The sequence below is a fragment of the Aurantimonas sp. Leaf443 genome (assembly GCF_001425575.1).
GTDB lineage: Bacteria > Pseudomonadota > Alphaproteobacteria > Rhizobiales > Rhizobiaceae > Leaf443.
This window is the reverse complement of sequence record NZ_LMRD01000002.1, coordinates 78931-99654: the sequence shown is the minus strand read 5'-3', so window position 1 is coordinate 99654 and position 20724 is coordinate 78931. Positions and strand designations below refer to the sequence as shown.

Annotated in this window: 18 protein-coding genes and 1 pseudogene; 5 read left to right on the top strand and 14 right to left on the bottom strand. The window is 70.7% G+C overall.

Features of this window, described 5'->3' with window-relative positions; translation table 11 throughout:
- Positions 1 to 51: 51 nt before the first annotated feature.
- The 4 genes from ASG48_RS04030 to rplU form a co-directional block, all read right to left on the bottom strand.
- Complete coding sequence (locus tag ASG48_RS04030) at positions 52 to 615, bottom strand: DUF3833 family protein (protein WP_055845684.1); 564 nt, start codon at positions 613 to 615, stop codon at positions 52 to 54.
- A complete protein-coding gene (locus ASG48_RS04025; protein WP_055845681.1) occupies positions 612 to 1184 on the bottom strand; it encodes a GNAT family N-acetyltransferase in 573 nt (190 codons plus the stop codon). Before ASG48_RS04025 ends, ASG48_RS04030 begins: the two co-directional genes overlap by 4 nt.
- Positions 1185 to 1311: 127 nt before the next feature.
- Positions 1312 to 1581, bottom strand: a complete 270-nt coding sequence (rpmA, locus tag ASG48_RS04020) for a 50S ribosomal protein L27 (protein WP_055845678.1) — start codon at positions 1579 to 1581, stop codon at positions 1312 to 1314.
- A 78-nt stretch (positions 1582 to 1659) separates the two neighbouring features.
- Positions 1660 to 2046, bottom strand: a complete 387-nt coding sequence (gene rplU, locus ASG48_RS04015) for a 50S ribosomal protein L21 (protein WP_055845675.1) — start codon at positions 2044 to 2046, stop codon at positions 1660 to 1662.
- A gap of 314 nt (positions 2047 to 2360) precedes the next feature.
- Here rplU and ASG48_RS18725 point away from each other — a divergent pair, with 314 nt between their 5' ends.
- Complete coding sequence (locus ASG48_RS18725) at positions 2361 to 3086, top strand: cell wall hydrolase (protein ID WP_244486751.1); 726 nt, start codon at positions 2361 to 2363, stop codon at positions 3084 to 3086.
- Positions 3087 to 3615: 529 nt separating this feature from the next.
- Here the strand turns inward: ASG48_RS18725 and ASG48_RS18720 are convergent.
- The 4 genes and pseudogenes from ASG48_RS18720 to choX all read right to left on the bottom strand — a co-directional run.
- Positions 3616 to 3714: pseudogene (locus ASG48_RS18720) on the bottom strand (IS630 family transposase); the annotation flags it as partial.
- A gap of 14 nt (positions 3715 to 3728) precedes the next feature.
- The gene (choV, locus tag ASG48_RS04005) at positions 3729 to 4778 is read right to left on the bottom strand and encodes a choline ABC transporter ATP-binding protein (protein WP_055845673.1); all 1050 of its coding nucleotides are present in this window, start codon (positions 4776 to 4778) and stop codon (positions 3729 to 3731) included.
- On the bottom strand, positions 4775 to 5614 hold the full coding sequence (gene choW, locus ASG48_RS04000) for a choline ABC transporter permease subunit (protein WP_055845670.1): 840 nt from the start codon (positions 5612 to 5614) through the stop codon (positions 4775 to 4777). The genes choV and choW overlap by 4 nt, the downstream gene beginning before the upstream one ends.
- A 173-nt stretch (positions 5615 to 5787) precedes the next feature.
- Complete coding sequence (gene choX / locus ASG48_RS03995; RefSeq protein ID WP_055845668.1) at positions 5788 to 6729, bottom strand: choline ABC transporter substrate-binding protein; 942 nt, start codon at positions 6727 to 6729, stop codon at positions 5788 to 5790.
- A gap of 127 nt (positions 6730 to 6856) precedes the next feature.
- Between choX and betI the strand changes: the two genes are divergently transcribed.
- From betI to betA, 4 genes are read left to right on the top strand one after another with little or no spacing between them, the layout of a single operon-like run.
- The gene (gene betI / locus ASG48_RS03990; RefSeq protein WP_055845666.1) at positions 6857 to 7447 is read left to right on the top strand and encodes a transcriptional regulator BetI; all 591 of its coding nucleotides are present in this window, start codon (positions 6857 to 6859) and stop codon (positions 7445 to 7447) included.
- A complete protein-coding gene (gene betC, locus ASG48_RS03985; RefSeq protein ID WP_055845663.1) occupies positions 7444 to 8961 on the top strand; it encodes a choline-sulfatase in 1518 nt (505 codons plus the stop codon). Before betI ends, betC begins: the two co-directional genes overlap by 4 nt.
- Positions 8962 to 9002: 41 nt before the next feature.
- Positions 9003 to 10466, top strand: a complete 1464-nt coding sequence (betB, locus tag ASG48_RS03980) for a betaine-aldehyde dehydrogenase (protein WP_055845660.1) — start codon at positions 9003 to 9005, stop codon at positions 10464 to 10466.
- A gap of 18 nt (positions 10467 to 10484) precedes the next feature.
- Positions 10485 to 12149, top strand: coding sequence for a choline dehydrogenase (betA, locus tag ASG48_RS03975; RefSeq protein WP_055845657.1), 1665 nt, complete (start codon positions 10485 to 10487; stop codon positions 12147 to 12149).
- Positions 12150 to 12278: 129 nt separating this feature from the next.
- On the opposite strand, the gene ASG48_RS03970 is transcribed toward betA, so the two are convergent.
- The 6 genes from ASG48_RS03970 to ASG48_RS03945 are packed head-to-tail and all read right to left on the bottom strand — an operon-like array spanning position 12279 to position 20674.
- Positions 12279 to 13034 carry a hypothetical protein gene (locus ASG48_RS03970; RefSeq protein WP_055845654.1) on the bottom strand — a complete coding sequence of 252 codons (756 nt, stop codon included), beginning with the start codon at positions 13032 to 13034 and terminating at the stop codon, positions 12279 to 12281.
- Positions 13031 to 14245, bottom strand: a complete 1215-nt coding sequence (locus ASG48_RS03965; RefSeq protein ID WP_055845652.1) for an electron transfer flavoprotein subunit alpha/FixB family protein — start codon at positions 14243 to 14245, stop codon at positions 13031 to 13033. Before ASG48_RS03965 ends, ASG48_RS03970 begins: the two co-directional genes overlap by 4 nt.
- Positions 14242 to 16185: a DUF3483 domain-containing protein gene (locus ASG48_RS03960; RefSeq protein ID WP_055845649.1), complete on the bottom strand. Its 1944-nt coding sequence runs from the start codon at positions 16183 to 16185 to the stop codon at positions 14242 to 14244. The genes ASG48_RS03965 and ASG48_RS03960 overlap by 4 nt, the downstream gene beginning before the upstream one ends.
- A 5-nt stretch (positions 16186 to 16190) precedes the next feature.
- Positions 16191 to 18245, bottom strand: coding sequence for an NADH:flavin oxidoreductase (locus ASG48_RS03955; RefSeq protein ID WP_055845645.1), 2055 nt, complete (start codon positions 18243 to 18245; stop codon positions 16191 to 16193).
- A gap of 42 nt (positions 18246 to 18287) precedes the next feature.
- Entirely contained in the window at positions 18288 to 19400 is a 1113-nt protein-coding gene (locus ASG48_RS03950) for a hybrid-cluster NAD(P)-dependent oxidoreductase (protein ID WP_055845642.1), read from the bottom strand.
- Positions 19397 to 20674, bottom strand: a complete 1278-nt coding sequence (locus ASG48_RS03945; protein ID WP_055845637.1) for an aromatic ring-hydroxylating dioxygenase subunit alpha — start codon at positions 20672 to 20674, stop codon at positions 19397 to 19399. The genes ASG48_RS03950 and ASG48_RS03945 overlap by 4 nt, the downstream gene beginning before the upstream one ends.
- Between the last annotated feature and the right edge of the window lie 50 nt (positions 20675 to 20724).

The following is a 20724-nucleotide window of genomic DNA, read 5'->3' as shown; positions in this document are numbered from 1 at the left end:
GCCTGAGGCCCGCCGGCGCAAAGCGCGCGGCCGCCTCTCGATCGATGCGCCTCACGGCGGCGGCGCCGCGTCCAGCGCGGCCGCGGTCTTGGCAAAGACCACGGCGGAGGTCGCGATGGGAAGGCCGAACTTCGACACGGTCACATGGTTGGAGACCGTCCCGTCGGGGCGCGCCGTCATCACGTGGCGAAAGCCGAGCCGCGTGCCGCCGCCGCCCGGCGCGATCCCGTCATAGACGAGAACCGCGCCGTCCCGCGTCGCGCGGCCCTCGACGGGGACGGGCGGGGCGAGGCGCTCGCCCTCGCCTTGCGTCTCCACCGTGCCGCGATAGACGCCGGGCGAGACCTCCGTCAGCCGCCAGCGCTGCAGGCGCGGACCGTCCTCGAAGAGGAAGCGCTCGTCGAGGACGAGGCTCGAACCCTTGCGCACGCCCTCGAACCGGGCGGTGAAGGCCGTGGTCGAGACCAGCGCCACCTTCACCGTGCCCTTCGAGACGGACGCCCCCTCGAAGAAGGCCGGCACCGAGAAGCCGCCGGGCGAGGGATCCGGCGGGCGCGCGCAGCCGCCCGCCAGGGCGAGGAGAAGCGCCAGTCCCGCGCCCGCCGCCCGCCTCATCGTCCGCCCCACGCCTTCAGCGCCATCCAGGCGCGCCGGTCGAGATGGAAGTCCTCGGTCGAGACGCGCCCGGCATAGACCGAATCCATCGTGCCCATGCGCCGCATCTGGAAGCCGCATTTCTCCAGGACCCGGCGCGAGGCGCGGTTGATGACCCGGCAGGAGGCATGGACGCATTCGATGCCCGGCTGACGGAAGGCGACGTCGATCAGGACCTGCGCGGCCTCGGTGGCGAACCCCTTGCCCCAGTGCTCGCGGCCCACCCAGTAGCCGATTTCGAAGGCCTTGCCCTCGGCCCGGCTCTTCAGCCCGCACACGCCGATCAGCCGGCCCTCGCCCTTCTGCGTCATCGCCAGCACGAACTCGCCGTCCTGGTCGGCGATGAAGCCGTGGGCATGGGCGAGCGTGTAGGGATGGGGGATGCGCCCGGTCATCTCGGCGATGCGCCGGTCGCCGGCCTGCCGGGCGAGTTCGGCCGCATCGCTCCGGCGCAGGGAGCGCAGGATCAGCCGGGCCGAGCCGATACTGTAGTCTTCGTCGCTGTCCGGTCTCAGTTCGTCGCAGGTCATGGAAAGGGCTCTTCACGAAAAAGGGGAGATGGCGACCCATCTCCCCTTTCGCTCGTCTCGCCCGACCCGTGGTCGGAAGCTTCAGAGCGCCGGTTCGAAGGAACGCCGGCGCTCGAAGCTCCGGTCACTACTCGGCGGCTTCGGCTTTCGGCATGATCGACACGTAGGTTCGGTTGTTCGCCTTCTTCTGGAAGACGACATTGCCCGCCACCTTGGCGAAGAGCGTGTGGTCGCGGCCGATGCCCACGCCCGCACCCGGATGCCAGCGCGTGCCGCGCTGACGGATCAGGATGTTGCCGGGGATGACGGCTTCGCTGCCGAACTTCTTGACGCCGAGGCGCTTGGACTCCGAATCGCGACCGTTGCGCGAGGAACCGCCTGCTTTTTTATGTGCCATCGTTCAATCTCCTGCCTTCACGAGGCTCGAAGGGCGAACCCCTCGATCAGAATGCTTCAGTTGCGGTGCGGGCGGGCCTCAGGCCTCGGCGGCCGGGGCTTCGGCGCCCTTGGCGGGCTTTGCGGCCTTGGCCGGCTTCTCGGCCTTCTGCGCACCGTCCGTGCCGGCGCCGTTGATGGTGCCGATGCGCACCAGCGTCAGGTCCTGACGGTGACCGCGCGTGCGCTTGGAATTCTGGCGGCGGCGCTTCTTGAAGGAGATGACCTTCTTGCCGCGCGTCTGGGCGACGATCTCGGCAGTGACCGTGGCGCCGGCGACCGTCGGGGCGCCGATGGTCGTGCCGACCATGAGGACCTCGCCGAAGGTGACCGTGTCGCCGGCCTCGCCGGGGATGCGCTCGATAGTGAATTCGTCGTTGGCGGCGACGCGATACTGCTTCCCGCCGGTCTTGATGACTGCGAACATTGTCTGGCTCCGTTCGTCCGGCTCTCCCGCCTTTTCGGCGCGGGCCGTCTTCTTATGGCTTTTGAGGACGCGGCCCGAAGGCCGCACGCGACAGCCGCCGCCTCGAGGGACGGCGGTCTGCGCACGCCCGCGTCATATAGCGGCAGGTCCGCCCGGTCAAGGATGCAAGCGCCGTGCCGAAGGCGTGTCGGGCGCGGCGCGGCGCTACGATGCGTTAACCTTGATCGGGCGTTGCGAGGCGCCGTTCGGCGCTGCGGAAGGCTTCGTTAAGCCTGTTTGGGCAGGGTCCGGGCGAACGATGCCCGGATCCCGCCATGCCCTTTCCGACGTCCCGCCAGATCCTCCTCGCGCTCGCCGTCTGCACGCTTGCGGGCCTTGCCGGCTGCGCGCAGAAGAAGTCCTTCACCGCGCGCGGCATGAGCGAGCACGAATGCATGACGCGCGTCATGTATTTCGAGTCGAACCGTTCCAGCGAGGAGGGCATGATCGCCGTCGGCACGGTGGTGATGAACCGCCTGAACTCGGGCCGCTATCCGACCACGATCTGCGGCGTCGTCGGCCAGAAGAACCAGTTCGCCCCCGGCGTCCTTACCCGCCCCATGGAAGCGGGCCGCGACCTCGCCTCGCGCATGGCCACGCAGGTGCTGAAGGGCGCCCGTCACCGCACGGTGGGCAAGGCGATGTTCTTCCACACCGCCGGCATGACCTTCCCCTACACCAACATGCACTACCTCATCGAGGCCGGCGGCAACGTCTTCTACGAGAAGCGCAAGAACGCCCGGCGCCTCTCCGACCCGCCCTTCGTCAATCCCGGCCGGACGGGCGAAGGCCGCCCCGGCGAGGGCAAGGCGAGCGAAGGCGGCCTCTCAGCCGCCCTCCCCGCCGAGGCGCCCCGCCCGCTCCTTCGCACCGCCGCCCTCGCCCCGGCACCGGCCCAGGTCGCCTTCGACACCCCCGCCCCGACGCGCGCCGCCCCGCGCCCGGCCCAAGCCCTCGACCCCATCCGCATCGAGGATCTCATCGAGGCCGGCCGGTTCTAGAGCGTTCTGCGGCCGGGAAGAGGGAACCGGCCGGGTTTCCCGGAGGCCGATCGGCTGGAGTCTCCGTGCGTTCAAAACGGCCCTTCCTGGCCGTTTTCCCCCGGCGGCAGCCCGCGCGGCGATCGAGCGTCTTCCGGCACCGCATGACGTGACCCAATTCGCGTCGACGCTTCAGAAAGGCGGCACGTTCGATCTCGACACCTCGTCGCGAACGAAAGCGCCAGGGCCACCGGAATCCTCGAGGCGAAAGGAGACTGGTTCCTGCTTCCGCCGTTCTGCTCGCCCGATCTCGGCCCGATCGAGATGGCCCTCGCCAAGCGGACGACACACCTGCGGAAGGCCGAGGCACAAACCTTCGACGCTCTTTGGCGCGCCGTCGGCAACATCTGCGATCGCCTCGGCCCCCACGAAAGCTGGAACCTCCTCGCGGTCGCTGGATCGGCACGCGATGATTGACCGATGCTCTGGATCCGCCGATTGTCGCCGGATTCCAGCCGGAAACGGCAGTGAGCCTGCCCACGGCTCCCCGGAGCGCCGCGACGGTCCGCTCGGCCTCTGCCCGCATGAGCGCCTCGTGCCTGGAGAAGGCCGTCTCCATGAGATCGGAGTTGGGCGAATAGGGCGGCAGAACGCGTCGGCTCTTCAGGCAGGCCTGCTCGCGGCGGGGCGTTCTGTGGGGGCGAGTGCGGCGACGACGTCGGCGGGCACGATGCGCCCGACGGGATCTCCGGCGGGGCCGAGGACGCGGATGGTCGCTCCCTGGCCGAGAAGGGCCATGACGTCGGTGAGATGGCCCTCGGCCTCGATCGTCGGCGCGCCCTCCGGCACCTCGCCGCTGGACATGACGTCGGAGGCGCGCAGGACGCCGAGCGGGTTCATGTGGGCGACGAAGTCGGCGACATAGGCGTCGGCGGGGTTGCGGATGATCTCGGGCGGGGTGCCGCACTGGATGATGCGCCCGCCCTCCATGATGGCGATGCGGTCGCCGATCTTGAAGGCCTCGTCGAGATCGTGGCTGACGAAGATGATCGTGCGCTGGAGCCGGCTCTGCAGTTCGAGAAGCTCGTCCTGCAGGCGCGCGCGGATGAGCGGGTCGAGGGCGGAGAAGGGCTCGTCCATCAGGAGGATGGGGGCTTCCGTCGCGAAGGCGCGCGCCAGGCCCACGCGCTGCTGCATGCCGCCGGAGAGCTCGCCCACCAGACGGTCCGCCCAGTCGGTGAGGCCGACGAGCTCCAGCTGGCGGCGCGCCCGCTCGTGGCAGTCCTGGCGCGGCAGGCCGGAGAGTTCGAGGCCGAGCGCGACATTGTCGAGGACGTTGCGCCAGGGCAGGAGGCCGAACTGCTGGAACACCATGGAGACGCGCGTGAGGCGCATGCGGCGCAGGGTTCGCGCGTCGGCATTGGTGATGTCGGTCATGCCCGCGCCGTCATTGACGAGGACCTTGCCCCGGCAGACCGGGTTCAGCCCGTTGACGGCGCGCAGGAGCGTCGACTTGCCCGAGCCCGACAGGCCCATGAGGACGAGGATCTCGCCCTCGTCGACCGCCAGCGAGCAGGCATGGACGCCGAGCACCTGGCCGGTCGCCGCCTGGATCTCGCCGCGCTTCTGGCCGGCGTCCATCAGCGGCAGGGCGGCGACGGGCCTCGGCCCGAACACGATGTTCACGTCGTCGAAGATGACGGCCTTGTTCACGAGCGCGCCCCTTTGATCCTGAGAACCCGGTCGAGCATGATCGCGACGACGACGATGATGAAGCCGCTCTCGAAGCCGAGCGCCGTGTTGACCTGGCCGAGCGCGCGCATCACGGGCACGCCGAGGCCGTTGGCGCCGACGAGGGCGGCGATGACCACCATGGAGAGCGCCAGCATGATCGTCTGGTTCAGCCCGGCCATGATCTGCGGCAGCGCGTGCGGCAGTTCCACCTTCACCAGCTTCTGCCAGCCCGTGGCGCCGAAGGCGTCGGCCGCCTCCAGGAGCGAGCGCGGCACCGAGGAGACGCCCAGATGGGTGAGCCGGATCGGCGCGGGCAGGACGAAGATGACCGTGGCGAGGAGGCCCGGCACCATGCCGATGCCGAAGAAGACGATGGCCGGGATGAGATAGACGAAGGTCGGCAGCGTCTGCATCAGGTCGAGCACCGGCTGCAGGCCGCGATAGAAGTTCGGGTGGTGGGCCGAGGCGATGCCGATTGGCACGCCGACCGCCATGCAGACGAGGCAGGCGGAGATGACGAGCGTCAGACTCTGGATCGTCTGCTCCCAGTAGCCCTGGTTGAGGATGAACAGGAAGCCGAGGAGCACGAGGAGCGTGATCGACAGGCTCCTGTGCACCCACCAGGCGAGCGCCGTGGCGAGGGCGACGACGAGGAGCGGCGGGGGCGCCTGCAACAGGAAGAGGAGGCCGTCGATCAGCCATTCCATCCCCGCGGCGAGCCCGTCGAAGAACCAGCCGCCATGGGTCTGCAGCCAGTCGAACACGTCCTCGGCCACCGCCCCGACGGGGATCTTGTAGTCCGTCAACCAATCCAAGCGTCGCGCCCCCTGCCCTCGTCAAGACGTCCCCGGCCGCGGCGGCCGGGGCTGCGATGCGCTCGAGCGCCGGGCGTCCGGCGGGACGCGCGAGGGGCGCTCCATCCTTCCGCAGGATCGGACGGTCCGGCGCCCCGCGAGGGGCCCGAAAGCGCCGGCCCGCAGGGAAGGGGTCAGAGGCCCATGGACGCCTTCACGGCCTCGAGGCCGGGCTTGCCGTCCACGGTCGTCACGCCGTCCAGCCAGCCGGCCCACTCGGCGGGATTGGCTTTCAGCCAGGCCTGCGTGGCCTCGGCCGGGTCCTTCTTCTGGTCGGTGATCTCGACCATGATCTGGTTTTCCATCGGCAGGGAGAACTTCATGTTCTGCAGGAGCTTGCCGACGTTCGGGCACTCGCTGGCATAGCCCTTGCGCGTCACTGTCTGGACGATGCCTTCGCCGCCGAAGAAGTCCTCGCCGCCGGGCAGGTACATAAGGTCGAAATTGGCGTTCATCGGATGGGGCGTCCAGCCGAGGAAGACGATGGGCTCCTTCTTCTTGTAGGCGCGGCTGACCTGGGCGAGCATGCCCTGCTCGGAGCTCTCGACGACGTCGAAGCCCTTCAGATCGTGCTTGTTCTCCTTGGTCAGGGAGACGAGGTAGCCGTTGCCCTCGTTGCCGGGCTCGATGCCGTAGATCTTCGAGCCGAGCTGGTCCTTGAACTTGGCGATGTCGTCGTAGGACTTCAGGCCCTCGTCATAGGCGTATTTCGGCACGGCGAGCGTGTATTTGGTGCCTTCGAGATTGGTCGAGACGACGTCGATCTCGCCCTTGTCGAGATAGGGCTGGATCGCCCCCTTCTGCGCCGGCATCCAGTTGCCGAGGAAGACGTCGATATCGTTGTTCTTCAGGGAGGCGAAGGTGACGGGCACCGAGAGGATCTTGGTGTCGGTCTCGTAGCCGAGCCCTTCGAGGATGTGCTTGGCGGTGGCGGTGGTCGTGGTGATGTCCGTCCAGCCGACATCCGAGAAGGACACCGTCCTGCACGCCGCTGCCTCCTCGGCCCGCGAGACGCCGGCAAGAGCGGTGGAGGCCAGGACGGTCAGGGCAAAAAGCGAACCGTATGTCTTCGTCATGTCGTGCCTCTCGTGATTTCCGTCTTGCGACGTGGTTGATTGATCCCTCAATTAAGGGTCATGTTAGAGCTGATGTAAACAGGGGCAGCATGCTGCACTGCCCAATGATTACACAAAAGGGGGACGCATGCCGAAGGTGGGGATGGAGCCGCTGCGACGCGACGCCCTGATCCGCGCCGCCATCGCCGAGATCGGCGCCGCGGGCTCGCTCGACGTCACGGTCGGCAGCATCGCGCGCCGCGCCGGCGTGTCGGCCGCGCTCGCCCACCACTATTTCGGGTCCAAGGATCAGATCCTCCTCGCCGGAATGCAGCGCATCCTGGAGGATTTCGGCACGGCGGTGCGCGTGCGTCTGCGGGCCGCCGAAAACCCGCGCGACCGGCTGTCGGCCATCGTCGAGGCCTGTTTCGAGACGACGCAGTTCGATCCCTCCGTCGTCGCCGCCTGGCTGGCCTTCTACGTGCAAGCGCAACAGTCTCCCGAGGCCCGTCGGCTTCTCACCATCTACGCCCGGAGGCTGCATTCCAATCTCGTTCACGAACTTGTGACCCTGGTGCCCCGCGCCGCCGCCGGGCGGATCGCGCTCGGCATCGGGGCGATGATCGACGGCTTCTACATCCGCACCGCCCTCGCGCACGGCCCGCTCGACGGGCCGGCCGCCGCCGCCCTCGTCACCGGCTATCTCGACCTTTGCCTCGCCACGGAGAAGACGGCATGACCGCCCGGCCGAACATCCTGATCTTCATGGTCGACCAGCTCACGGGATCGCTCTTTCCCGACGGGCCGGCCGACTTCCTCCACGCGCCGACCCTCAAGCGCCTCGCGGCCCGCTCGACGCGCTTCGCCAACGCCTACACCGCCTCCCCGCTCTGCGCGCCCGGCCGGGCGAGCTTCATGTCCGGCCAGCTGCCGCGGCGCACCCGTGTCTACGACAACGCCGCCGAGTTCGCCTCCGACATCCCGACCTACGCCCATCACCTGCGGCGCGCCGGCTACCAGACGACCCTGTGCGGCAAGATGCATTTCGTCGGCCCCGACCAGCTGCACGGATTCGAGGAGCGCCTGACGACCGACGTCTACCCCGCCGATTTCGGCTGGACGCCGGACTATCGCCGGCCGGGCGAGCGCATCGACTGGTGGTACCACAACATGGGTTCGGTGACGGGGGCGGGCATCGCCGAGATCACCAACCAGCTCGAATATGACGACGAGGTCGCCTACGAGGCGACGCGCAAGATCTACGATCTCGGGCGGCGCGGCGACGACCGCCCCTGGATGATGACGGTCTCCTTCACCCATCCGCACGACCCCTATGTCGCGCGCCGCAAATACTGGGACCTCTACGAGGACTGCGCCCATCTCGACCCCGCCATCGGGCCGATCCCCTACGAGGCGCAGGACAGCCATTCGCGCCGCATCTTCGATGCCAACGACTGGCGCAGCTTCGACATTACCGAGCGGCACGTGCGAGACTCGCGCCGGGCCTATTTCGCCAACATCTCCTATTGCGACGACAAGATCGGCCAGGTGATGACGGCGCTGGAAGGCACCGGCCAGGTCGAGGACACGATCGTCGTCTTCCTCTCCGACCACGGCGACATGCTCGGCGAGCGCGGGCTCTGGTTCAAGATGAACTTCTACGACGGCTCGGCCCGCGTGCCCCTGATGATCGCCGCCCCCGGCATGGCGCCGGGCCGGATCGACACGCCCGTCTCCACCATGGACGTGACGCCGACGCTCGCCGATCTCGCCGGCATCGACCTCGGCGAGGTCGCGCCCTGGACGGACGGCGAGACGCTGCGCCCCCTGAGCCAGGGCGCGGCGCGGCGCGCGCCGGTGCGCATGGAATATGCCGCCGAGGCCTCTCAGGCGCCCCTCGTCTCCATCCGCGACGGACGCTGGAAATACAACCATTGCGAGATCGACCCGCCGCAGCTCTTCGACATGGAGGCCGATCCGCACGAGCTGACGAACCTCGCCGCCGACCCCGCCCATCGCGAGACCGCGGCCGTGATGGCCGCCCTCGTGCGCCGCCACTGGGACATGGCGGCCTTCGACGCGGAGGTGCGCGAGAGCCAGGCGCGCCGGCACGTCGTCTACGCGGCGCTGCGTAACGGCTCCTACTACCCCTGGGACTTCCAGCCGCTGAAGAAGGCCTCCGAGCGGTACATGCGCAACCACATGGATCTCAACGTCCTGGAAGCCTCGCAGCGCTGGCCGCGCGGCGACTGAGCCCTTCGAGCGACATCGACACCGCCAACTGGAAGACCCCCATGCAAGCCCAGCCGACCGCCAGCCACTTCATCGACGGCGCCTATGTGGAGGACGCGGCCGGCCGCCCCTTCGAGAGCGTCCACGCCGCGACGGGCGAGACGATCGCCCGTCTCCATGCCGCCACATCCGGCATCGTCGAGGCGGCGATGGCATCGGCCGTGCGCGCCCAGCGCGAATGGGCCGCCGTCGCCCCGGCGGCGCGGGCCCGCGTCCTGCGCCGGGCGGCCGAGATCGTCCGCGAGCGAAACCGGGCGCTGTCGGAGCTGGAGACGCTCGACACGGGCAAGCCCATCCAGGAGACGCTCGTCGCCGACGCCGCCTCCGGGGCCGACGCGCTGGAATGGTTCGCCGCGCTCGCCGCCACGATCGCGGGCGAGAGCGTGCCGCTCGGGCGCGACTTCGCCTATACGCGGCGCGAGCCGCTCGGCGTGTGCGTGGGCATCGGCGCCTGGAACTACCCGACGCAGATCGCCTGCTGGAAGGCCGCGCCCGCGCTCGCCTGCGGCAATGCCATGGTCTTCAAGCCCTCCGAGGTGACCCCGCTCGGCGCGCTGAAGCTTGCCGAGATCCTGATCGAGGCGGGCGCGCCGAACGGGCTCTTCAACGTCGTGCAGGGTTTCGGCGATGTCGGCGCCGCGCTCGCCACCCATGCCGACACCGCCAAGGTCTCGCTCACCGGCTCGGTCGCCACCGGCGCCAAGGTCTATTCGGCGGCCGCCGCCGGCATGCGGCACGTGACGATGGAGCTCGGCGGCAAGTCGCCGATCCTCGTCTTCGACGACGCGAGTATCGAGGCCGCGATCGGCGGAGCGATGCTCGGCAATTTCTACTCGGCCGGCCAGATCTGTTCCAACGGCACGCGCGTCTTCGTGCAGACGGGCCTCCTGGATCGATTCCTGAGCCGGCTTACCGAGCGCACGCGCGCCATCCGCATCGGCGATCCGCTCGACCCGGACACGCAGATGGGCCCTCTCGTCTCCCTCGCCCATCGCGAGAAGGTGCTCGGCTTCGTGGAGGCGGGCCGGCGCGAGGGCGCGCGCCTCGTCGCGGGCGGCGGCGTGCCGAAGGTGCAGGGCTACGAGAAGGGCGCCTTCGTCGAGCCGACGGTCTTCGCCGACGTGACCGACGACATGACCATCGCGCGCGAGGAGATCTTCGGGCCGGTCATGTCGGTCCTCTCCTTCGAGACCGAGGAGGAAGCGGTGGCGCGCGCCAACGCCACGCCCTTCGGGCTGGCGGCGGGCGTCTTCACCGCCGACATCGCGCGCGCCCACAGGGTCGCCGAAGCGCTGCAGGCCGGCATCTGCTGGATCAACGCCTACAACCTGACGCCCGTCGAGGCGCCCTTCGGCGGCGTCAAGCGGTCCGGCATCGGGCGCGAGAACGGGCGCGCGGCGATGGACTTCTACTCGCAGTCCAAGACGATCCACGTCTGCCTCGGCGGCGTCGACAGCCCCTATTGATGAAGCGGACCCCCTCCCATGGCTGAAGCGGACTTCGTCATCATCGGCTCGGGCTCGGCCGGCTCGGCGCTCGCCGCGCGACTCGGCGAGGACGGGCGCCATTCGGTCATCGTCCTGGAATTCGGCGGCACGGACATGGGCCCCTTCATCCAGATGCCGGCCGCCCTCTCCTACCCGATGAACATGAAGCGCTACGACTGGGGCTTCGTCTCGGAGGCCGAACCGCATCTGGGCGGACGGCGGCTCGCCACGCCCCGCGGCAAGGTGATCGGCGGCTCCTCCTCGATCAACGGCATGGTCTATGTGCGCGGCCATGCCCGCGACTTCGACCATTGGGCGGAGACGGGCGCCACCGGCTGGGGCTTTGCCGACGTCCTCCCCTATTTCAAGCGCATGGAGCACTGGCACGACGGCGGCCATGGCGGCGATCCCGCCTGGCGCGGCACGGACGGCCCGCTGCACGTGACGCGCGGCAAGCGCGACAACCCGCTCTTCTCCGCCTTCGTGGAAGCCGGCCGGCAGGCGGGTTTCGAACTCACCGCCGACTATAACGGCGAGAAGCAGGAGGGCTTCGGACCGATGGAGCAGACGGTCTGGCGGGGCCGGCGCTGGTCGACCGCCAACGCCTATCTGCGCCCCGCGCTCCGGCGCGACAATGTCCGCCTCCTCCACGGCTTCGCCCAGCGCATCGTCTTCGAGGGCAACCGCGCCGTCGGCGTGGAACTGTCGCGCGGGGGCCGCACGCAGGTGGTCCGGGCGCGCCGCGAGGTGATCGTCTCGGCCTCCTCGATCAACTCGCCGAAGATCCTGATGCTGTCGGGCATCGGGCCGGCCGCCCATCTCGCCGACCACGGCATCGCCGTGCGCGCCGACCGGCCGGGCGTCGGGCAGAATCTCCAGGATCATCTCGAGGTCTATATCCAGCAGGCCTGCACGCTGCCCATCACACTGTTCAAGCACTGGAACCTCTACGGCAAGGCCTTCGCCGGGGCGCAGTGGCTGTTCTTCAAGACCGGGCTCGGCACGTCCAACCAGTTCGAGAGCGCCGCCTTCCTGCGCTCGCGCGCCGGCGTCGACTATCCCGACATCCAGTTCCACTTCCTGCCCATGGCCGTGCGCTACGACGGCAAGGCCGCCGCCGAGGGCCACGGCTTCCAGGTCCATGTCGGCCCGATGCGCTCGCCCTCGCGCGGCGCGGTGACGCTGCGCAGCGCCGATCCGCACGACCCGCCGAAGATCGCCTTCAACTACATGAGCCACGAGGAGGACTGGATCGACTTCCGCCGCTGCGTGCGGCTCTCGCGCGAGATCTTCGCGCAGGACGCCTTCGCCCCCTATCGCGGCAAGGAGATCCAGCCGGGCGCGGGCGTGACGAGCGACGCGGCGATCGACGACTTCATCCGCGAACATGCCGAAAGCGCCTACCATCCCTGCGGCACGGCGCGCATGGGCCGGGCGGACGACCCCGGCGCCGTCGTCGATCCTCACTGCCGCGTCATCGGCGTCGATTCCCTGCGCGTCGTCGACAGTTCGATCTTCCCGCGCATCACCAACGGCAACCTCAACGCCCCCTCGATCATGGTGGGCGAGAAGGCCGCCGACGCCATCCTCGGCCGCCCCCCGCTGCCGGCCTCCAACGTGGAGCCCTGGATCAACCCGCGCTGGGCGGTGGCGGACCGGTAGGCCGGGGCCGGGAGGGCCGGGACACGGACGGCGACGCTCACCCGTCTCCGCCCGCCGGGAGACGACGTCGCAGGGCGGTGGAGATCGCGCGGCGGCGGCGCTGAGACGTCGCCCGGCCGCGCCGGCCCCTCACCGCCCGTCCGGGCCGAACCGGCGGATGCCCAGGCGTTCGAGATGGTCGAGGATGAGGCGAGCGGCCTCTTCGGGCGTCGGATCGACGATCACCGTCTCGCTGGACGGCGCCGAGGCGCCGGGGCCGGCGCGGCGCATGAGCTTGGGGCGGGGCCGGTAGGGGCGTTCCTCGAAGCCGTCGCGATGCGTCTCGGCGACGGCGCCGTCGAGCCGTTCCACCGTGCCCCGCCGCATGCGGGCGAAGGCGAAGGGGAGCGGGTCGGGGGCGCGCGGGTGCACCGTCGCCAGAACGGGCAGGCGGCGGGTGAAGCGGCGGCGGGTCGTGCCGGAGACGATCTGTTCGAACCGGGCCGCGGGCGGCGCGGCGTCGAGACCCTCGATAGCGACGAGGTCGGCGACGAGGGGCAGTCCGAGCGTTTCGGCGAGGAGATAGGGCACGAGGCCGGTGTCCTCGCCGCCCTCCCCGCGCCGCCCGGCAAGGACGAGATCGGGCACCGCCTCCGCCAGCGCCGCCGCGAGCGCGGGCACGGGATCGGCGCCGGCCGGACTCTCGCGATGGACGAGGCGCGAGAGTCCGTGGCCGAGCGCCTCGCGCGGCAGTCCCGCCTCGGGGCCGGCATGAAGGCCGCAGACCTCGGCGCCGACCCTTTCCAGCCCCTGCGCGAGCGCGATCGCCTGCGCCTCGATCCGCGGCAGAACGGGCCGGCCGCTGACGGGGTGGAGGCCGGCGGAGAGGAGGACGACGACCTTCACGGACGGCCCCCCCGCCGCTGCGCGAGGAGCGCCAGGAGCGCCGGGATCACGGCCTGCGCATCCTGCACGATGGCAAGCCCCGCCCGCTCCACCATGGCGGCGTGAAGATCGGTGTTGACGGCCACGACATGCTCGCAGCCGGCGATGCCCTGAAGATGCTGCGGCGCGCCGGCGATGCCGAGGGCGAGATAGCAATTGGCCGCGAGCACCGTGCCGGAGGCCCCGACCTGCGCCTCGCGCGGCATCAGGCCGGCATCGCAGACGACGCGGCTCGCGCCGGGGGTTGCGCCGAGCGCCCTAGCGAGCGCGCCAAACCCCTCGAAATCCGTCACGCCGTTGCCGGCCGAGACGACGAAGTCGCTGTCCGACAGGCCGAGGCTCGCGGGATCGGCGACGATCGTCTCGACGTCCCAGACGCCCGCCTCGGCGGGCACCGCCGGAACTTCCATGTCGAGCGGGCGGGCCTCGCAAGGAAGGCCCGCATAGTCCGCGACGCGGTCCTCGCCGAGCGTCATCAGGCGCGGCGGCGGCCCGGCCCGTTCGGCGCGGCGCCCCTTCGTCGGCCTCGCGACGGCGCGCGCGGTGAAATGCTCGATCGCGGTCATGACGGGTTCGCGCCGCGCGACCGCGAGGCGCCGCGCGAGATCGCCGCCGACGCCCGTCTCGCCGAAGAGGACGTGTCGCGGCGCGAGCGCCTCGTCCACGGCGCGAAGGGCGGCGAGAGCAAGCGCCGGGTCGTCCGCGCCGAGCGCCGGCAGGAGCGCCAGCCGGTCGGCGCCCGCCGCGCCCGCGCCCTCGACGGGACGGGCGCCGAGCGCCAGGACGGCGCCCGCCTCGTCCTTGCGCGCATCGGCGAGGATGCGCGCGGCGGCGAGCACCTGGCGGTCGAGGCGCGAGAGCCGCCCGTCCGGGGCGTCCAGCACCGCCAGGACATGGAAGGCCGGCGCCTCGACGCGGCGGACCGCCGGCGCCTCGGGGCGCGGCAGCGGGCGGGCAAGGGCTTCTGCGACGGGCCGGCTTTCGCCCTGCATGCGGTCGAGGCGAAGGCGCGGCGTGTCGCGGACGGTCGCGGCGGCGAGCGCGCGCCTCGGATCGCGGCGCGGGCGGGGCGGCGGGGCGGACGGCGTCGCGCCGAGGTCGAAGCGCGGCCGGGCGGCGGGCACGGCATGCGCCTTGCGCTCGGCCCTCGGATCGCGGCGCGGCCGGCTCATGCCGGCACCGCGGCGCGCGCCGGCACTGTCGCCGGCACACCCGGCCGGCCGCGCTCGACCGCCTCGAGCAGCAGTTCGGCGAGATCGCGCACCTCGGGCCGTTCGCCGGTGACGCCTTCGAGCATGCCCATGCATTGCGGGCAGGCGACGGCGAGCGTGGCCGCGCCGGTCTCCTTCGCCTGCGCCATGCGCAGGTCGGGAATGCGCACGGTTCCCGAAACGTCCGCGTCGGGCGCGCCGCCCCCGCCCCCGCAGCACAGGGACCGGCGGGCCGAGCGGGCCATCTCGCGCCGTTCAAGTCCGAGAGCGTCGAGAAGGGCGCGCGGCGCGTCGAACTCGCCGTTGTAGCGGCCGAGATAGCAGGGGTCGTGATAGGTAACGCTGCCGGCGAGAGCGCCCGGCGCAAGGCGCCCCTCCGCCACGAGTTCGGCGAGGAAGGCGCTGTGATGGACGACCTCGCAGGTCCCGCCGAAGGGGCGGTATTCGTTGCGCAGCGTGTGCAGCGCGTGCGGATCGGCCGTCACGATCCGGGCGAAGGCGTAGCGCGACAGGGTCTCGATCGTGTCGCGCGCGAGCCGCTGGAAGGTCGCCTCGTCGCCGAGGCGGCGGGCGAGGTCGCCGCAGTCGCGCTCCTCAGGCCCGAGCACCGCGAAATCGACGCCCGCCTTCTGCAGGAGGACGATCACCGCGCGCAGCGTGCGCTGCACGCGCATGTCGTAGGCGCCCTGGCCGAGCCAGAGGAGGACGTCGGCGCGCCGCACCTCGGCGAAGGTGCGCAGACCGAGGCCCGCGGCGAAATCGGTGCGGGCGGCGAGCGCGCGGCCGTTCGGCTCGTCGCAGCCGCGCGAATGGTCGAGCGGCGCCACGGCCTTCTTCGGCACGGCGCCGAGTTCCATCACCTGGAAGCGGCGCAGGTCGACGATCGCGTCGACATGCTCGATCATCATCGGGCATTCCTCGACGCAGGCCCGGCAGGTCGTGCAGGACCAGAGCGTGTCGGGATGGACCATCGCGCCGGTGCCGATCACCGGCGCGTGCAGCCCGCCCTCGCCCGAGACGGCCCTCGCGTTCGGATAGGGCGCGCCGCCATAGGCGGACGCGCCGCCGGCCTGCGCCATCGCCAGATCGACGATGAGATGCTTGGGGCTCAGCGGCTGGCCGCTGGCGAAGGCCGGACAGGCCGCCTCGCAGCGCCCGCACTGGATGCAGGCGTCGAAGGAGAGGAGGCGGTTCCAGGCGAAGTCCGACGGCGTCCCGGCACCGAGCGTCCCGGCGGTCAGATCGAGCGGCGCCAGACCCGTGGCGGCCCCGCGCGGGCCTTCGGACACGAACCGCTCGGGCCTTGGATGGGCGACGAGATGGGCGGCGCCCGCGAGGGCATGCCGCATGGGCCCGCGCGCGACTTCGAGCGCGAGCGACAGCCCGCCGAGAGCCGCGACGAGGACGGCGGCGAGCGACAGGGACGGCAGCGGATCGCCCGCCACCGCAAGGCCCGCCGCCGCGAGCCCCCCGCCGGCGAAGGCGAGGAGCAGGACGGGCAGGCGCATGAAGCGGCCGGCGGAGAGGCGCGGCAGCTTGCGGGGATAGCGCCGCGCGCCGACGCTCAGCGCGCCGGCGAGCATGGCGGCGAAGGCGAGCGCGACGGCCGCCCAGACGAGGCGCGAGGCGGCGAGCGCGGGGACGAGGGCGAGGAGCGAGAGCGTGCAGGCCGCCACCAGCCCGCCGGCCACCGGCACATGCATGCGCGAGGCGCCGGGCTCGCGATCGACGACATGGTGCACGTCGACGAGATAGCGCCGCGGCAGCGCCTTAAGCCCGGCGATCCAGTCGACCGGCGCGGGGCGGCCGGCGCGCCAGAGCCGCATCCGGCGACCGATCTGGACGGCTGCGACGAGCGCCATCGCGATCACCAGCCAGGGCAGGAGCGCGGCGCCCGCCATCGCCGTCACAGGTCCTTGCAGAGGCGCAGCGCGTCGTAGATCGCGGCGTGGATGTTGCGCCCGGCCACCGCGTCGCCGATGCGGTAGAGCGTGTAGCCCGGCGCTTCGCCCGCCCCGTTGACCTCGAAGGGCTGCGGCTCGCCGCGCACGATGGCGCCCTGGTCGGTGAGGCCGCGGTTCCTGGCGCCCGCCTTCAGGGCGAAATGCAGGTCGTCCACCGGTCGCGTGCCGTAGTCGACGACGACGCCGTCGACGACCCGCTCCTCCTCGGCGTCGGTCATCGTGTTGCGCAGGGCCGCGATCATCCGGTTGCCTTCCGGATAGATCTCGATGAGTTCGAGATTCGGGCTCATCACGACGCCGAGCCTGTAGAGTTCGCGCAGATGGACGGGCTGGTTGGTGGTGCCGACCTCCTCGGCCGCCATGCGGTCGTGGGTGACCATCTCGACGAGGCAGCCGCGCCGCGCCAGCGCTTCGGCGGTCGAGGCGGCGTTGTGGCCGCCGATCTCGTCGTAGACGAGGACCGTGCCGGCCGGCTCGACGCGCCCCTCCAGGACGTCCCAGGTGGTGACCGCGTTCTCGTGGCCGACGGCCTCGCCCCGGACGGGAAGGCCGCCCGTCGCCACCACGACGATGTCGGGCGATAGCGCCGCGATCTCGGCCTCGCCGGCCTCGGTGTTGAGGCGCACGTCGACGCCGAGCTTCGTCACCTGCGCGGCCAGCCAGCGCGGAATGCCCGAGAGCGCCTCGCGCCAGGTCGCCTTCGCGGCGATGGTCACCTGCCCGCCGAGCCGGTCGGACTTCTCGAAGAGCGTCACCTTATGGCCGCGCTCGGCGAGGACGCGGGCCGCCTCCAGCCCCGCGACGCCGCCGCCGACGACGACCGCGACCTTGCGCGCCGGCGCCTTCTCCACGACATGGGGCATGGTCGCCTCGCGGCCCGTCGCCGCGTTCTGGATGCAGAGCGCGTCGCCGCCGGCATAGATGCGGTCGATGCAGTAGCCGGCGCCGACGCATTGGCGGATGTCGTCGGCGCGGCCCTCGATCAGCTTGCGCATGAGATGGGGGTCGGCGATGTGGGCGCGCGTCATGGCGATCATGTCCACATGGCCCTCGGCGAGCGCGCGCGCGCCCGTCGCCAGATCCGTCACGCGCTGGGCGTGGAAGATCGGCACGTCCACCTCGCGCTTGACCGCCGAGGCGAGCGGCAGGAAGGGCGCGACGGGGAAGGACATATTGGGAAGCGAGACGGCATGGGCGAGATGGTCGCTCGCCTCGCCGCCCATCACGTTGAGGAAGTCCACGAGCCCGCGCGCGGCGTAGTCGACGGCGATGGCGATGCAGTCCTCCTGGCTGAGGCCGCCCCGGCGCATCTCGTCGCCCGACATGCGCATGCCGATCACGTAGTCGTCGCCGACCGCCTCGCGCATGGCCGTCAGAACCTCGATGCCGAAACGCATGCGGTTCTCCAGACTGCCGCCATACTTGTCCGTACGTCGGTTGGAGCGGGCCGACCAGAACTGGTCGACGAGATGGCCGTGGGCGGCGGAAATCTCGCAGCCGTCGAGCCCGCCCTCCCTGCAGCGGCGGGCAGCGCTGGCGAAGTCGGCGACGATGCGCGCGATCTCCTCCGGCTCCAGTTCCTTGGCGATGGAGCGCGAGGCGGGCTCGCGCGTCGCGGAGGGCGAGGCCACGGGGAACCAGTGCTCGGTGTCCCACTTGGTGCGCCGGCCCATATGCGTCAGCTGGATCATCAGTTTGGCGCCGTGCCGGTGGACCCGGTCGGCGAAGGCCCGGAAATGCGGGACGACGGACTCGTCGGCGACCGAGATCTGGTTCCAGGGCGCCGCCGGGCTGTCGAGCGCGACGGAGGAGGAGCCGCCGAACATGGTGAGGCCGATGCCGCCCCTCGCCTTCTCCTCGTGATAGAGCTGGTAGCGCTCCTGCGGCTTGCCGTCCCGCCCGTAGCCCGGCGCATGGCTCGTCGACATCACCCGGTTGCGGATGGTGAGGCCCTTGATCGTCAGGGGCTTCAGGAGGGCTTCGGCGTTGGCGATCATGGTGCTGTGGCCCTTCCTTCGGGTCGGCGGCGCGGGGCCGGGTCAGCGCTCGATGACGAGGTCGCTCAAGGGGCGGGAGCAGCAGAGCAGCGCCATGCCGGCGTCGATCTCGCGCTGGCGGATGCCGCCGCCATGCTTCATGTCGACGCTGCCCGAGGTCAGCTTCGACTTGCAGGTGCCGCACAGGCCCTTGGAGCAGGACGAGGGCAGGCGCAGGCCGGCGCGGCGCGCGGCTTCCAGCACGGTCATGCCCTCGGGGCACTCGACCATGCGCCGGCTCTTGGCGAAGTCCAGCTGGAACACCCGCGCCGTGGAATCGATGGCGCCCTGCGCGTCGGCGATCTCGGCCTGCTCGCTGGCGGCAAGCTCGGAGAAGTCGAAGCTCTCCTGGTGGTAGCGGGCCATGTCGAACCCGGCGGCCTGCAGCATGGCGCGCACCGCCGTCATGAAGGGCGCGGGGCCGCAGACGAAGACGACGCGCTCGCGAAAGTCCGGGCAGATGGCGGAAAGCTTGGCCTCGTCGAGGCGGCCGCGATAGCCCGTCCAGGTCTCGGCCGGGCTGTCGGCCTCCACGACGAAGGTCGGGCGGATCGAGCGGTTGCGCCGGCCCATCATCTCCAGCTCGTCGCGGAAGACGATGTCGGCGGGCGTGCGGGCGGCGTGCACGAAGGCGATGTCGGCGACGAGCGCCAGATCGTAGGACGAGCGCGTCATCGACATCATCGGCGTGACGCCCGAGCCGCCCGAGAGGAAGAGATATTTCGGCGCCTTCATGCCGGACCAGGTGAAGTCGCCCATCGGCACGGTCGCCCGCAGCATCATGCCCGGCCTGAAATGGTCGTGCAGCCAGTTGGAGACCGGGCCGCCCGGCACGCGCTTGACGGTGATGGAGACCGTGTCGGGCCGCGTCGGGGCCGAGGAGATCGTGTAGCAGCGATGGATCGTCTCGCCGCCGATCTCGAACTCGAAGGTCAGGAACTGGCCGGAGAGGAAGGCGAACTGGCGGGCGTTGCGCGGCGCGAAGACGAAGGTCTTCACGTCGTGCGTCTCCTCGCGCACGGCGCGGCACAGGAGGACGTCGTCCTCCTCCGGCTCCCAGCGGAAGGAGCCGGTGGGCACGGGCTGGCCGGGCGGGCTGGCGACGGGCGCGTTCATTCGGCGGCGATCTTTCCGAAGACCGACGGCGTCTCGCCCAGATGCGACAGCATCCGGCCGACATACCAGTCGATGAACTTCTCCACGAGCATCTCGGTGTGGGGCGAGTAGGGACCGGGCTCGTAGCCGGCCGAGGTCACGCCCTTCTGGCAGTAGCCGACGAGGTCGGAATCCTGCTGGTTGGTCGCCATCCACACGCCGATGAGATTCTCGAGGTCGTAGTCGACGCCCTCCACCGCGTCCTTGTGGACGAGCCATTTGGTGCGCAGGAGCGAGCGGCCGGCATCGAGCGGCAGGACCGAGAAGACCACGGCATGGTCGCCCATGAAATGGTGCCAGGAATTGGGCTGGGTCCAGAAATGCAGGGCGCCGGCCTTCGCGTTGGTCATGTCGCCGAGAAGCTTGCGGCAGGCGCGCTCGGTGCTCAGCGTATGGCTCTCGCCCGCCCCCGCCAGCGGCAGGCGCTCGGTGCGGAAGCCCGTCACCATGTCGTCCAGCCGGTCGACCTCGCGCGAGGGCAGGCCGGCGGCCTCCCAGTCGCGGTGATTGTCGTTGAGGAGGCACGTATAGGCGGCGGCGTGCTCGCGCTCCTCCTCGCCGAGCTCCTCCGGCGCGAAGCCGAAGCCGTAGGCGAAGAGCGGCACGGTGAGCTCGGGATGGTTCGCCCCGCAGTGATAGCACTCGCGGTTGTTCTCCATCGTCAGCTTCCAGTTGCCCGGCTCGATGAGGTCGTGGCTGTAGGCCACCTTCGTCTCGCGCAGGTTGTGGGGCGCGAGATAGGGCGCCATCACGCGCTCCAGCTCGTCGAAGTCCTGCGGCGGCTCCTCGGCGAGGCAGACGAAGATGAGCCCCTCGAGCGAGCGCACGTGCACGGGCTTCAGCCCGTGGCAGGACCTGTCGAAGCCCTCGCCCATGTGCTCGGCATGGATGAGCTGCCCGGTCGTGTCGTAGACCCAGGAATGGTAGCGGCAGACGAGATTGCCGACGGTGGACTTCTCCTCGTGGACGAGGCGCGCGCCGCGATGGCGGCAGACATTGTGGAAGGCGCGCACCACGCCGTCGTCGTCGCGCAGGATCGCGACGGAGTTCGTGCCGATATCGACGACCATCACGTCGCCGGGCTCGGGCACGTCCGGCTCCACGCCCACGAAGAGCCAGTGGCGGCCGAAGATGACCTCCATGTCCGCTTCGAAGATCGCGGGATCGGTGTAGAAGGGCGCGGGCAGCGTGTGGCCCTTGCGCCGGTTCATCAGCTGCGAGACGAGATCGGTCATTCCTGATGTCTCCCGGTTGGATGACCGCGGCCGCGCCCGGCGGCCATGGG